The organism is Promicromonospora sp. NPDC110617, from assembly GCF_055598465.1.
Genome location: NZ_JBVKBM010000002.1, coordinates 1,454,882 through 1,467,734, shown reverse-complemented (window position 1 = coordinate 1,467,734; position 12,853 = coordinate 1,454,882). Strand labels below are relative to the sequence as shown.

Genomic DNA, 12,853 nt, shown 5'->3' with positions numbered 1-12,853 from the left:
CGGCCCGGCCGCTACGGGAGAGCCCGGCCGCTACGGGAAAGCCCGCCGGGCGACCCACCCGAACAGGCGCTCCAGCGGGCCCCGGCCCAGCAGGGCCCGCCACAGCGTCGCCACGACGAGGGTGACGAGCACCATCCAGCCCAGCGGCGCGTTGGTCGCGGGGTCGAGGAGGTCCCAGTAGGTGCGGGTCCACCACCAGATGGTGACGATCTGCAGGGAGTAGACGGTCAGGGCCAGCGCGCCGACGGCGGCCAGCGGCGTCACGAGCGTCAGCACGACGGCGCGCGCGGCCCGCAGGACGCCGCCGGGCCGCGCCTCGCCCCGCGCCGCGCTCCGCTCTGCGACGCCGGCAGCCCCGGCTGCCCCAGCAGCCCTGGCAGGACCGGCAGGACCGGCCGCCGGGGACGGCGCGGCCGACCAGCCGTCCCGCGCCACCCCGCCGAGCAGCAGGCACAGCCCGAGCACGCCCAGTGCGAACCCGCCGGAGCCGATCGCCTCGAACATCGTGTCGTCGTGCGGCCCCTCCAGATACAGCCCCGACACGGGCGGCCACGGGTCCGACCAGGTGGGCGGGGACGCCGCGAACTCCGATGACGTCACGGCGAGCTGCCCCTCGATGGCGGCCAGACCCCCGGCGTCGGCCACCAGGACCGCCGAGGCGACCGCCGTCAGGGCGGCCACCCCGAACCCGCCCGCCACGAGGCCCAGGTGCACCGTCGGCGACCGCAGGTCGCAGCGGCCCAGCGCGAGCCCGGCGAGCACGTACGCCATCCAGACCAGCGCGGGGTAGTGGCCCGTGAGGAGGAAGTCGGTGGCCGCGCCGGAACCGTCGTGCGGCGCTCGCAGCCCGGCGCGGGCCAGCGCCTCGGGGCCGTAGTAGACGAGGACCGGGCCGACGACCGCGACCAGCAGGGCGATCGCCGCCAGCCGGCCCGGCGGCACGCGCAGGAACGGCAGCGCGAGCACGAAGTAGGCGGCGTAGAAACCCAGGATGAGCAGCACGCGCGTGCCGAACAGGTCGAGCACCGCGACCAGGGCCAGGAGCAGCACCACGCGCACGAGGATCCGGGCGCGTGCCGTGCGCATCCGCTCGCCGGTGAACGGCGTCGAGCCGCCCGTGACCAGGGCCAGGGAGAGCCCGGCGACCGTCGCGAACAGGATCGACGACCGCCCGTGCGCGAGGCTGAGCCAGCCCTCGAACGTGCCGAGGTCGTCCGAGGTGACGCCCACGTGCGCTGTGAACATGCCGAGCACCGCGACACCCCGCGCGATGTCGGCGCCGAGCACGCGGCCCGGGCCGCCGAGCAGGTTGTCGCGGAGGGTGCTCCGCACGCGGGCGGACGGCTGGGCGAGCGTGGACATGCGCGCATCCTTGCGCGTCGCGCGGACCGGCGCGCGCGGGCCACGCCGGGTGATCGTCCGGACAGCCGTCCCGAAGGATGAGAACGCGGATGTGCAGCGTGGCGCGGCGCACATACAGTGCGGCCATGACCGGCAGCGCCAACGAGCACGACATCGCTCGCATCGACACGGCCCGCACCGACGCGTCCAGCCACAAGCTCGGCGACACGTTCGGCGGCAGGTTTCCCGCGAACGAGGGCAGCGGCGGCCCCGCCCGGGACCGGACCACGCCCGCGGGCACCGACCCCATCGACGCGGTCGACGCCCCCAGCAGCCTCACGAGCCTGACCCGCGGCGCGGAGAGCGCGGAGAGCCCCGACAACCCGGGCGCGGGGACCGACCTGTCCAAGGAGTCCGAGTCCTACACGCACGGGCACCACGAGTCCGTGCTGCGCTCGCACCGGCGCCGGACGGCGGCGAACTCCGCCGCGTTCCTGCTGCCGCACCTGCTCTCGGACATGACGCTGCTCGACGTCGGCTGCGGCCCCGGCACCGTCACCGTCGACTTCGCCGAGCGGCTCACGCAGGGCAGCGTCGTGGGCGTCGACGCCTCCGACGACGTGCTGGAGTCGGCCCGCGGCCTCGCCGACGCGCACGGCACCAAGAACATCACCTTCGAGCACGCCAACGCGTACGAGCTGCCCTTCGAGGACGACTCGTTCGACGTCGTCTTCGCCCACCAGCTCCTGCAGCACCTCTCCGACCCGGTCGCGGCCCTGCGCGAGATGAAGCGCGTGGCCAAGCCGGGCGGGTTCGTCGCGGTGCGCGACGCCGACTACGAGGCCATGACCTGGTACCCGGAGTCCGCCGAGCTCACCGAGTGGAACATGCTCTACCACGAGGTCACGCACACCTATGGCTTCGAGCCGGACGCCGGTCGCCGCCTCGCCTCCTGGGTGCGAGACGCCGGGTTCGACCCCGCCACGATCGAGCCCGGGGCGAGCGTCTGGTGCTACGCCACCCCGGACGACCGCACGTGGTGGGGCGGGCTCTGGGCCGAGCGCTGCACCGAGTCCAACTTCGCCGTGCAGGCCAAGGACTCGGCGCTCGCGGACGACGTGGCCCTCGAACAGCTCGCCCAGGGCTGGCGCGAGTGGGCCGCGGCCCCGGACGGCTGGTTCGCGGTGCTCAACGGCGAGGTCCTGGCGCGCGCCTGACCCCTACGCCTGCGTGGGCCGGGCCGGAGCGCTCCGGAGCCGGACGAGGCGGGCGGCGAGCCCGCCGCCCGCCCCCAGCACGAGGGCCAGGCCCAGCAGCACCACGGCCGGGTACAGCCACAGCACGACGCGGTAGGCGGCCACGGGTTCGGACAGGCCCATGAGCGTGGCCCCGAGCCAGGGGAGCGCCGCGCCGAGGAGCGCGACCAGCGCGAGCGGCACCAGGCGCAGCACGGTGGCGCGCCGGGATCCAGCGGCGCGGCGCTCCGCCCACCGCCGGGAGCGGACGGCGACGAGCACCCCGCCCAGCAGGGCGAGCACGGCGAGGCCCACGACGACGGCGTTGAACGGGTCGAACGGGTTGGTCATCGGCAGGGGCGTGCCGCCGTCGACCGCCACGACGGCGTCGTGCGTCAGCGCCATGGGGTCCCCGGCGGCGTTGGTGAGCACCACGGCGCCGGTCCCGGTCCGCGGGGAGAACTCGATCCCGGACGCGAAGGTGGCCAGCGTGCCGCCGTGCCCGACCAGCGGCGCGTCGTCGCCGTCGGCCGTGGTGCCGTGCCAGCCGTACCCGTACTCCGTGCCGCTCGTCGGCACGTCGTGGAACGCGCGGAAGGTCTCCGCGCGCAGCAGCCGCTCGCCGGTCGCGGACGCGCCGTCGCCCACCTGGAACCGCAGCCAGGCCGTCATGTCTTGCGGAGTCGAGACGATGCCGCCGCTCCCGGCGCAGGCCAGCGGGAGCTCCGGCACGGCGACCCGTGCGGGGCCCAGCAGGGAGAAGCCCCGGTCGAGGCCGGCCGGCTCGGTGTCGCACCGCTCGGTCACGGTCGTGGAGGTCATGCCGAGCGGCTCGAAGACGTTCTGCTCCAGGTACTCGCCGAAATCGGCGCCGTCGCCTGGATCGCCTGGTCCGCCCTGGCCGCCGGCCGTGCGCTCGACGAGGCGCGCCAGCACCGCGTAGCCCGCGTTGCTGTACAGGGTGGTGGTCCCCGGCGCGGCGGCCAGCTTCTCGGGCGCGAGCCGGCCGACGGTCTCCGCGGGCGCCGACGCCGGCTCGGCGGCGTACTCCAGCCCCGTCGCGGCCAACCCCGACCGGTGCGTCAGGAGGTGTTCGACCGTGATCGAGCGGTACCGGTCGTCGGCCGGCCGGAACTCGGGGAGCAGCCCGGCGACCGGGTCGTCGAGCTCGAACCGTCCGGCGTCCACCTGCTGCAGCACCGCCAGCGCGGTGAACGCCTTGCTCATCGAGCCGATGCGCAGGGGCGTGTCCTCGCCGACCTGGGCACCGCTGCCCGTCGTCCCGTGCACCCGCACGCGCGCGGCGCCGTCGGCCAGCGTCACCAGGGCCAGGCCGGGGGTGCGGTGCACCCGCAGGTACTCGGCCAGGTACGCGTCGACGGCGGCGTCGTCCGCCCCTGCCGTGACGACGCTCTCCCGAAACGGAGCGGCCGTTCCGTTTGCGGACGCCGGGACGGCCGTTGCCGCCCTCGACGGCGCTGCCGCCGCCGTTTCCGCCGTCGACGGAGCTGCCGCTGCCCCTGCTGTTGCTGGGGCGAACGCGATCACCGCCGCCGTCAGGAGCGCAACGCCCCGTGCCGCGCGAAGGCGCCGCGCCCCGATCCGGTCGTTCGTCATCCGAGCTCCTCGTCACCGCGCCCGGCGCCGTCCGCGGCCAGGTCGTCCCGCGCGTCACGCTATGGAGCGGGGCGGATCCCGGGCATCGGGGATGACCTGGGCCGCAGCCCTGAACCGTCCCTGACCGCCCCCTGACCGACCCCGACGGGGCCCACCGCGTCGCGCGGCTTACGCTGAGCCCGTGCGTATCGCGAGATTTACCACCGGAGACGACCCCCGCTTCGCCCTCGTGCAGCAGGAGGGTGACAGGACCTTCCTCGCCGTGCTGGGCGGCGACCCCCTCTACATGCCGGCCATGCCGACCGGCGAGCGCATCGAGCTGGGTGACGGCGTCCGGCTGCTCGCCCCGGTGATCCCGCGCTCCAAGATCGTGTGCGTGGGCAAGAACTACGCCGACCATGCCAAGGAGATGGGCGGCGACGTCCCGACCACGCCGCTGCTGTTCTTCAAGCCGAACACCGCCGTGGTCGGCCCGGACGACCCGATCGTGCTGCCGGACTTCACGCAGGAGGTCTCCTACGAGGCCGAGCTGGCCGTGGTGATCTCCAAGGTCTGCAAGGACGTCACCCCGGAGAACGCGCCGGCGTACATCCTGGGCTACACCGTCGCGAACGACGTCACCGCGCGCGACGCCCAGCGCACCGACGGGCAGTGGGCCCGCGCCAAGGGCTTCGACACCTCGTGCCCGCTCGGGCCCTGGATCGACACCGACCTGAACCCGGAGGACGTCGCCGTGCGCTCGCGCGTCAACGGCGAGCCGCGCCAGGACGGCCGCACCCGCGACATGGTGTTCGACGTGCCGTTCCTCGTCTCGTACATCTCCGAGGCCATGACCCTGCTGCCCGGCGACGTGATCCTCACCGGCACCCCCGCCGGCGTCGGCCGGATCGACCAGGGCGACCGCGTCGAGGTCGAGGTCGAGGGTGTGGGCGTCCTCGCCAACCCGGTGCTGCGGCGCCGCTGAGGTGAGCGCCGAGACCCGGCCGGGCACCCAGTCCGGCACGTCCCTGCACGCCGACGCCCTGGCGACCCTGCGCTCCTGGACCGGGCCGACGCCGGAGCAGGAGCGCCTCCGGGCCCGGTACGTGACGCACCTCGAGGCGCACGACGACGGCGTGTTCCGCGAGTCCGTGCCGGACCACCTCACGGCGTCGACCCTGGTGCTGTCGCACGACGGCGCGCGGGTGCTCCTCACCCTGCACGCCAAGGCGCGGCGCTGGTTCCAGCTCGGCGGGCACCTGGAGGCCGGGGACGCCTCGCTGGCCGACGCCGCCGCCCGCGAGGCGCGCGAGGAGTCCGGGATCGCGGGGCTCGCGCTCGACGCCGTCCCGGTGCACCTCGACGAGCACGTCGTGCCGTTCTGCCGACCGGGCACGGGCGACCCGGACCGGCCGGTGCACCACCTGGACGTGCGGTTCGTCGCCGTCGCGGCACCCGGTGCGGAGACGGCGGTCTCGGACGAGTCCCTCGACCTGCGCTGGTGGTCCGTCGACGCGCTCCCGGAACCCGAGCTGGCCGAGCTGGTGATGCTGGCCCGCGCCCGGACCAGTGGAGCATGATCGAGGAATGATCATCAGGCGCTCCACGGCCCGGGTCCGGCCCGGGATGCTCGACGAGTTCCGCGCGTTCATCGAGGCGGGCACCGCCGGGTTCGCGACGCACGCCGGCTTCGTGAGCGACGAGATCGTCGTCCGCCGGGGGAGCGGGGCGCCGGGCACCTCGACCGCGGGCGCCGCGACGCTGGACGCCGCGACCCCGGACGCCCCGGTTCCGGACATGCTGACCTACGTGAGCCGCTGGCGCGACGCCGCGGCGCTCGCGGCGTACGCCGGGCCGGGGTGGCGCACCGAGCCCGTGGTGCTGCCGGACGAGGACCGGTTCCTCCTCGGGCCGCTGCGCGTGCGGCACGTCGAGCTCCGGCACGCGAGGCCGGCGGACGCACCGGCGATCGCCGCCGTCTGGCACGCGGCCTGGGGCGACGGCCACCGTGGCCTCGTGCCGCCGGCGCTGGAGGCGGCCCGCACCCGGGAGTCGTTCGGCCCCCGCGCCGCGGCCCGGGTCCCGGGGACGACGGTGGCGGTGGCCCTCGACACCGCCCCGGGCGGCGCCGCGGCCGGCGGCGAACCGGGCCAGGACGCCGTCGCCGGATTCGTGACCGTCAAGGGCGAGGAGCTGGAGCAGCTCTTCGTCGCGGCGGCCCACCGAGGCTCGGGGATCGCGGCCGAGCTGCTGTCCGCGGGGGAGGCCCGGATCGCGGCCGCCGGGCACACCGAGGCCTGGCTCGCCGTCGTGACCGGCAACACGCGGGCACGCCGGTTCTACGAGCGCGCCGGCTGGTCGGACGGCGGCCCGCTGGACTACCGGGCGGAGACGGCCGAGGGTCCCGTGCCCGTGGCGACGCGGCGGTACCTCAAGCGGCTGGGCTAGCCCACCGCCGACATTCGTGGTCACCGCGGTGCCCGGCACGCATCATGGTCCCCGTGGAGACCGCACGACGATTCCTGGCACTGACCCCTGTGGCGTTCGGCATCACCGCGGTGGTGCTCGTGTACCTCCAGACGAGCGGCGACATCGCGTGGGACGGCGTCGTGTTCGGGCTCGTGAGCGCGCTCGTGGTGACGGCCGGCGCGCTCGGGTCGATCGTCGCCGCGGCCGCCCTGCTCCGGCTGCTGGAGGTCCGCAGCGACTGGGCGTCGCTGGCCGTGGGCCTCGTCCTGGCCACGGTCGTCCTGGCGGTCGCCTACTTCGTCGTCGCCGTCTCGCTCCCGGAGGGCGACGAGGGGTGGCCCCTCCTCTTCGTCCTGACGCCCGCCTTCGCGTCGATCCCGGTGTGGCCCGGCTTCGCGGTCGCCCTCCTGATCCGCGCCTGGCGGGACCGGGTGGCCCGGCAGGCGCCGCCGTCGGGCCCCGCAGCGCCTAGGCTTGGCCCGTGACTTCCGTGACCGACACCCCGACCCAGCCCGCGCCCGACGGCGCGGCCGTGCGCGTCCGCTTCGCGCCGTCCCCGACCGGCATGTTCCACGTGGGCGGTGCCCGCTCCGCGCTCTTCAACTGGGCCGTGGCGAAGCAGCAGGGCGGCACCTTCGTGCTGCGCATCGAGGACACCGACGCCTCGCGCAACCAGCCCGAGTGGGTGGACGGCATCCTGTCGGCCATGGAGGCGCTGGGCATCCGCAAGGACGACCCGGCCTTCGAGGGCCCGTACTTCCAGTCCGAGAACGCGGGCATCCAGAAGGACGCCGCCCAGCGCCTGTTCGCCGAGGGCAAGGCGTACTACTGCGACTGCACGCGGGACGCCCTGATCGCGCGCACCGGCAACCAGCAGACCGGCTACGACGGCTTCTGCCGCGACCGCGGGCTGGAGTACGCCGAGGGCCGCGCGCTGCGCTTCCGCACGCCCGACGAGGGGGAGACGCAGGTCGTCGACCTGATCCGCGGCAACCCGACCTTCCCGAACGCGAACCTCGAGGACTTCGTCATCGCGCGCGGCAACGGCTCGCCGGTGTTCCTGCTGGCCAACGTGGTGGACGACATCGACGAGCACATCACCCTCGTCATGCGCGCCGAGGAGCACCTGCCCAACACGCCCAAGCAGCAGCTGCTCTGGGAGGCCCTGGGGCAGACGCCGCCGCAGTGGGCGCACATGCCGGTGATCGTCAACGAGAAGCGGCAGAAGCTCTCCAAGCGCCGGGACAAGGTGGCCCTGGAGGACTACCTCGCGGAGGGCATCCTGCCCGACGCGATGGTCAACTACCTGATGCTGCTGGGCTGGGCGCCGGGCAACGACGAGGAGATCCTCCCGTTCGACGAGCTGGTCCGCCGGTTCCGCGTCGAGGACATCAACTCCTCGTCGGCGTTCTTCGACGTCAAGAAGCTCACCGCCTTCAACGGCGAGTACATCCGCGCCCTGAGCGTCGAGGAGTTCGCCGTGGCCTGCGCGCCGTGGCTGCGGGCCCCGGCCGCGCCGTGGACGCCGGAGCAGTTCGACCAGGCCGTGTTCGACGCCGTCGCGCCGCTCGCGCACTCCCGGGTGGCCCTGCTGTCCGAGATCACGGCCAACGTCGACTTCCTGTTCCTGGACGCCCCGATCGTCGACGAGGACTCCTGGAACAAGGCCATGAAGGCCGGCGCCGCCGAGCTCCTCGCCGACGTCCGGGTGGCCCTGGCCGACGCGGCCTGGGAGGCCGAGGCGCTCAAGGACGTCGTCACCGTCGTGGGCGAGAAGCACGGCATGAAGCTCGGCAAGGCGCAGGCCCCGGTCCGGGTCGCCGTGACCGGACGCCGCATCGGCCTGCCGCTCTTCGAGTCGCTCGAGGTGCTCGGCCGGGAGCGCACGCTCGCGCGGGTCGACGCCGCGCTGGCTCGCCTCGCCGAGACGGCGTCGGCGAACGTGGCGTCCTAGGACCCGGACGCGGGGGCCTCGGCGCCTCGACCGGGGCGTTCTGGACTAACGTGGCAGACGTGACCGACGCCATGACTCCTGACGCCGTGCCGCCCACGACCGATCAGCCCGCGGCGCCGCCGAGCCCGACCGCACCACAGCCGACGCCGCAGTCCTCGTTGCCGGGGGCTGCGGCGCCGTCGTCCCTGGCGCCGTCGTCTTCGGTGCCGGCGTCTCGGGTGCCGGCGTCCCCGGCGGTGCGTCCGCCGACGAGCGGGGCAGCGCAGTCGTCGACCTGGGCCCCGGCCGGGGCGGTGCCGTCGTCCGCCTGGGCCCCGGCCGCGCCGCCGCAGGTGCTGCCGGCCGGGCCGCGGGAGTACCCGCAGGCCCTCCGGGGTCCGCGGCACCGCTGGTGGCGCCCCCTGGTGGGGCTGGCCGCGGCCGCCGTCGGCGTGGTCGTGATCTTCGGGGCGATGCTGCTGTACGCCCTCGTGTGGGTCGTCGCGCAGGCCTTGGGTACCCAGCTCCCGGACCCGAGCACCCTCACCGACGCCTGGTTCGTCTCGCCGGCCGGCCTGCTCGTGACGAACCTGGGCCTCGCCCTGGGTATCCCGCTCGCGCTCCTCGCGACCTGGGCGCAGGCCCGGCGCGGCGGCCTCGTCTCCTCCGTGCTGGGGCGGGTGCGCTGGCGCCTGCTGCTCGGCGGGCTCGGCATGTCGCTGCTGCTCCTGGTGCCGCTCACGATCGGCACGAGCGTCCTGATGGCCCAGCTCGGCGGGGCCGACGCCGGGCCGGGTGCCGACGAGGCCGGTCTGTGGCCGCTCACCCCGGCGTCCGGCTGGGCCCTGCTGGCGCTGGTGGTCCTGCTGACCACGCCGCTGCAGGCGGCCGGCGAGGAGTACTTCTTCCGCGGCTGGCTGACGCAGTGGCTCGGCAGCATGCTGCGCCGGCGGTGGGTCGCCGTGCTCGTGCCCGCCGTGGTGTCCGCTTTGCTCTTCGCGATGGCGCACGGCGCGCAGAGTCCGTGGTTGTTCGCCGACCGGCTGGTGTTCGGCCTGGTCGCGAGCCTGCTCGTGTGGCGTACCGGTGGGCTGGAGGTCGCCGTCGCGCTGCACGCGGCGAACAACCTGGTGGCCTTCGGCCTCGCGGTCGCCTACGACGGGCTCCAGGACGCGCTGCTGATCACCGAGGTGGCGCCGTCCGAGGGGGCGGTGAGCATCGGTGTCACGCTCGTCACGACCGCGGTCCTGCTCTGGTGGGCACGGCGCCGCAGGCCGACGCTGGTGGTGACGGACCCGGTGCCGGTGGTGAGTCCGGTGACGGGGCTGGTGGAGTACGAACAGGCACGGCACGAACAGGCACAGCACGAACGGGTCAAGGGAGAGACGGTATGACGATCGAGGGCATCCTGTTCGACGTCGACGACACCCTCGTCGACACCAAGGGCGCCTTCGCGCGGGCGCTCGAGGCGGTGCGGGCGGAGCACCTGCCGCACGTCCCGGCCGAGCGCGACCCGGAGATCCTGTCGCACTGGCGCACCGATCCGGGCGGCTTCTACAGCCGGTACACGCGGGGCGAGATGGACCACGTGACGCAGCGTCGGCACCGGGCGGCGCTGCTGCACGAGACGTTCGGCGCCGCGCCGGTCACGGAGACGTCCTTCGAGGCGTGGGACGCGTTGTTCTGGGGCACCTTCGAGCGGTCGTGGACCGCGCACGACGACGCCCGCGCCGCCGTCGACGCCGCCCTCGCGGCGGGCCTCCGCGTCGGGGTGGTGACGAACGCCGCCACGGAGCTCCAGGAACGCAAGCTGAAGGTCGCCGGGCTCGGCGACCTGCCCGTGCTCGTCGGGGTCGACACCCTGGGCTTCGGCAAGCCGGACCCTCGTGTGTTCACGGAGGGCGCCCGCAAGCTGGGCATCGAGCCGTCCCGGGCCGCCTATGTGGGCGACGAGCCCACGGTGGACGCGCTGGCGGCCCACGAGGCGGGCCTGACGGGCGTCTGGCTGGACCGGCCGGGGCACCGCCGCGGTCCGGCCTACGGGGGCCACGCCGGGCCGCGCACCGGGCTCCAGAGCGACCCGCAGGACCCGGAGGCGCTGCGTGCGGCGGGCGTCGTGGTGCTCGAGACGCTGGCGGAGCTCCCGGCGGCGCTGGGCTACGGGACCGCCCTCGGCTGACCCGATCTGACCCGGGTGACGGACGGCACCCTCATTCCGTTTTGCCCACCGTCCGAGGTCAGGTAATGTTCTCCAGCGGTAGGGCCCCCACGGAACGCCTGTCGGAGACAGGTGTATCCAGGCGGTCATACCCCCATGGGGTATGGTGTAATTGGCAGCACGAGTGGTTCTGGTCCACTTAGTCTAGGTTCGAGTCCTGGTACCCCAGCGCAGAGCACTGCGCATCCACACCGACGCAAGTTGGTTGTCGGGTGCGCTATCGTTCTCACGGTGCCGGTTCACACCGGTAGTTCAAGGCCCCCATCGTCTAGCGGCCTAGGACGCCGCCCTCTCACGGCGGTAACGCGGGTTCAAATCCCGCTGGGGGTACGCAGTCCACCGGCTCCGGTCGGCGGACGAGTTCAAGGCCCCCATCGTCTAGCGGCCTAGGACGCCGCCCTCTCACGGCGGTAACGCGGGTTCAAATCCCGCTGGGGGTACAGATGAAGGCCCGGTCCTGACGGACCGGGCCTTCGTGCTTTTCCCGGCGGCTTGCTCTCCGGTGGCAGGGCGTCGAACGTAGGGTTCGTCGGTCTCTGAGCCGTCGTGGGCCGACGAAGCCTACGTTCGCCGGTCGGCCGGTCGGTCGGCGGTCGGTCGGCGGTAGGTCCGCGAGCCGGCCGGTCGTTTCAGCGGATCTTCGGGTCCTTGCCGCCCTCGATGAACGGGCTGGGCAGGGCGTCCGATCCGTCGGTCGCGGACGTCGGCCCGCCGGGCACGTGGTCGCCGCCCTTGCCGTCGCTGGTCCGGCCCGGCAGTCTTCCGCTGCCCGACGCCGCCGCCACCGGGGGCGTGCCGTTCGCCGACGGCCGGGCGGCGCCCGTGGACCCGCCGCCTGGGCCGGTGCGGCCCGCGCCGTTCTGCACTGCGCCATCCCGCACTGCGCCGTCCCGCACCGCACCGCCGGAGGACGTGCCGGCCTGACCCGCGCCGGCGGAGAGCGGGCTTCCGGCCGCGCCACGGTCCGGAGCGGCACCGTCCGAGCCGACACCGCCCGAGCCGACGCCGTCCGAGCCGACGCCGTCCGAGCCGACGCCGTCCGAGCCGACGCCGTCCGAGCCGACGCCGTCCGAGCCGACGCCGTCCGTCGTGGTGCCGTCGGACGCAGCACCCGAAGCCCCGCCGCCCGGACCGGCCAGGTCCCGCAGCACCGGCACCTCGATACGCTGCGTCGGCGGATTGCTGCGCCGGCCGATCCGCGGCATGAGCGCGGGTGGTGCGGCGGGTGCCGGATCGGCAGGCGGTACCGCCTGCGGGCGGAAGTCGGGGCCGGACTGGGCGGCGGCCTCGGCGTCGGCGGCGTCCGGGTGGAAGAGCGTCGCGATGATGAGGCGGTACCGCGAGTCGGGGCGCGGGATCCACGTGACGCGGTCGAACGCCTGGTCCTGGCCCGCGGTCTCGAAGACGAAGGTGCCGAAGCCGAGCACCTGGCCCAGCGGGGTGCGCTCGTACCCCAAGTCGGTCACCTTCTCGGACGGCATCATCGCCACCCGGTGCACCAGGAGCCCGGTGAGCAGGATCAGCCGGCGGTCGGTCATCACGAACCACTCGGCCCGCCAGTCCAGCCACTTGTAGAGCAGCCGCAGGCCGAGCACCAGGAACGGCAGCCACACCCAGGCGAGCCCGTCGCGGACGTCCGGGTCCACCGCGACGAGGATCGCCAGCCCGAGGAAGAACGCCCCGGTCGTGGTGAGGATCGGCTCCCAGAGCCTGGCCCAGTGCCGCCGGGTGGCGACGATCACCTTCTCGTCCGCGAGGATGTACCGCTGCAGGGCGCGATGACGGATCACGAAGTCCGCTGCTGCGCTCATGCGGGTCTCCCCGGGGTGCGTTCGGAATGGTCCTCTGCCGCCGCCGACCCTACGTCGTCAGCGGCCGATCGACCCGGTGAAGAGCTCCTCGAAGAAGGTGCCGATGTTCGCGATGGCACCCCAGATGACGTCCCAGAGGGCGAGCACGACGTCGGCAGATCGCTCGGGGTCGTTGATGACCGAGTAGAGCAGGAAGATCACCACGACCCAGATGATGATGAGTCTCACCTTAGGCGGCATCAGATTCCTC

Annotated in this window: 12 protein-coding genes and 3 tRNA genes; 11 read left to right on the top strand and 4 right to left on the bottom strand. The window is 74.1% G+C overall.

Features of this window, described 5'->3' with window-relative positions:
- Positions 1 to 30: 30 nt before the first annotated feature.
- Positions 31 to 1,362 carry a heparan-alpha-glucosaminide N-acetyltransferase domain-containing protein gene (locus tag ACZ7LE_RS17330; protein WP_470404468.1) on the bottom strand — a complete coding sequence of 444 codons (1,332 nt, stop codon included), beginning with the start codon at positions 1,360 to 1,362 and terminating at the stop codon, positions 31 to 33.
- Positions 1,363 to 1,742: 380 nt separating this feature from the next.
- Here ACZ7LE_RS17330 and ACZ7LE_RS17325 point away from each other — a divergent pair, with 380 nt between their 5' ends.
- Complete coding sequence (locus ACZ7LE_RS17325) at positions 1,743 to 2,558, top strand: class I SAM-dependent methyltransferase (RefSeq protein WP_377230583.1); 816 nt, start codon at positions 1,743 to 1,745, stop codon at positions 2,556 to 2,558.
- A gap of 3 nt (positions 2,559 to 2,561) precedes the next feature.
- Here the strand turns inward: ACZ7LE_RS17325 and ACZ7LE_RS17320 are convergent, their stop codons facing one another.
- The gene (locus ACZ7LE_RS17320; RefSeq protein ID WP_470404467.1) at positions 2,562 to 4,193 is read right to left on the bottom strand and encodes a serine hydrolase domain-containing protein; all 1,632 of its coding nucleotides are present in this window, start codon (positions 4,191 to 4,193) and stop codon (positions 2,562 to 2,564) included.
- A gap of 181 nt (positions 4,194 to 4,374) precedes the next feature.
- Between ACZ7LE_RS17320 and ACZ7LE_RS17315 the strand changes: the two genes are divergently transcribed.
- The 10 genes from ACZ7LE_RS17315 (at position 4,375) to ACZ7LE_RS17270 (ending at position 11,232) form a co-directional block, all read left to right on the top strand.
- Entirely contained in the window at positions 4,375 to 5,157 is a 783-nt protein-coding gene (locus ACZ7LE_RS17315; RefSeq protein WP_470404466.1) for a fumarylacetoacetate hydrolase family protein, read from the top strand.
- Between the two features lies 1 nt (position 5,158).
- The gene (locus tag ACZ7LE_RS17310; protein WP_470404465.1) at positions 5,159 to 5,752 is read left to right on the top strand and encodes an NUDIX hydrolase; all 594 of its coding nucleotides are present in this window, start codon (positions 5,159 to 5,161) and stop codon (positions 5,750 to 5,752) included.
- A 7-nt stretch (positions 5,753 to 5,759) separates the two neighbouring features.
- Positions 5,760 to 6,620: a GNAT family N-acetyltransferase gene (locus ACZ7LE_RS17305; RefSeq protein WP_470404464.1), complete on the top strand. Its 861-nt coding sequence runs from the start codon at positions 5,760 to 5,762 to the stop codon at positions 6,618 to 6,620.
- A 53-nt stretch (positions 6,621 to 6,673) separates the two neighbouring features.
- The gene (locus ACZ7LE_RS17300; RefSeq protein ID WP_470404463.1) at positions 6,674 to 7,126 is read left to right on the top strand and encodes a hypothetical protein; all 453 of its coding nucleotides are present in this window, start codon (positions 6,674 to 6,676) and stop codon (positions 7,124 to 7,126) included.
- Entirely contained in the window at positions 7,123 to 8,595 is a 1,473-nt protein-coding gene (gene gltX, locus ACZ7LE_RS17295; RefSeq protein ID WP_470404462.1) for a glutamate--tRNA ligase, read from the top strand. Before ACZ7LE_RS17300 ends, gltX begins: the two co-directional genes overlap by 4 nt.
- 59 nt (positions 8,596 to 8,654) lie before the next feature.
- Positions 8,655 to 9,968 (top strand): lysostaphin resistance A-like protein, encoded by a 1,314-nt coding sequence (locus ACZ7LE_RS17290; RefSeq protein ID WP_470404461.1) that lies wholly within the window; start codon positions 8,655 to 8,657, stop codon positions 9,966 to 9,968.
- Positions 9,965 to 10,753, top strand: a complete 789-nt coding sequence (locus tag ACZ7LE_RS17285; RefSeq protein WP_470404460.1) for an HAD family hydrolase — start codon at positions 9,965 to 9,967, stop codon at positions 10,751 to 10,753. Before ACZ7LE_RS17290 ends, ACZ7LE_RS17285 begins: the two co-directional genes overlap by 4 nt.
- A gap of 136 nt (positions 10,754 to 10,889) precedes the next feature.
- Positions 10,890 to 10,961 (top strand) — tRNA-Gln (locus ACZ7LE_RS17280).
- A gap of 88 nt (positions 10,962 to 11,049) precedes the next feature.
- Positions 11,050 to 11,122: transfer RNA gene (locus tag ACZ7LE_RS17275), tRNA-Glu, on the top strand.
- Between the two features lie 37 nt (positions 11,123 to 11,159).
- Positions 11,160 to 11,232: transfer RNA gene (locus tag ACZ7LE_RS17270), tRNA-Glu, on the top strand.
- A 189-nt stretch (positions 11,233 to 11,421) separates the two neighbouring features.
- On the opposite strand, the gene ACZ7LE_RS17265 is transcribed toward ACZ7LE_RS17270, so the two are convergent.
- Entirely contained in the window at positions 11,422 to 12,603 is a 1,182-nt protein-coding gene (locus ACZ7LE_RS17265) for a PH domain-containing protein (RefSeq protein ID WP_470404459.1), read from the bottom strand.
- 57 nt (positions 12,604 to 12,660) lie between these two features.
- A complete protein-coding gene (locus tag ACZ7LE_RS17260) occupies positions 12,661 to 12,831 on the bottom strand; it encodes a hypothetical protein (protein WP_020013705.1) in 171 nt (56 codons plus the stop codon).
- Between the last annotated feature and the right edge of the window lie 22 nt (positions 12,832 to 12,853).

Coding starts and splice junctions, on each gene's coding strand:
- ACZ7LE_RS17330 (WP_470404468.1), bottom strand. CDS start 1,362: ATGTCCACGCTCGCCCAGCCGTCCGCCCGCGTGCGGAGCACCCTCCGC.
- ACZ7LE_RS17320 (WP_470404467.1), bottom strand. CDS start 4,193: ATGACGAACGACCGGATCGGGGCGCGGCGCCTTCGCGCGGCACGGGGC.
- ACZ7LE_RS17305 (WP_470404464.1), top strand. CDS start 5,760: ATGATCATCAGGCGCTCCACGGCCCGGGTCCGGCCCGGGATGCTCGAC.
- ACZ7LE_RS17285 (WP_470404460.1), top strand. CDS start 9,965: ATGACGATCGAGGGCATCCTGTTCGACGTCGACGACACCCTCGTCGAC.
- ACZ7LE_RS17265 (WP_470404459.1), bottom strand. CDS start 12,603: ATGAGCGCAGCAGCGGACTTCGTGATCCGTCATCGCGCCCTGCAGCGG.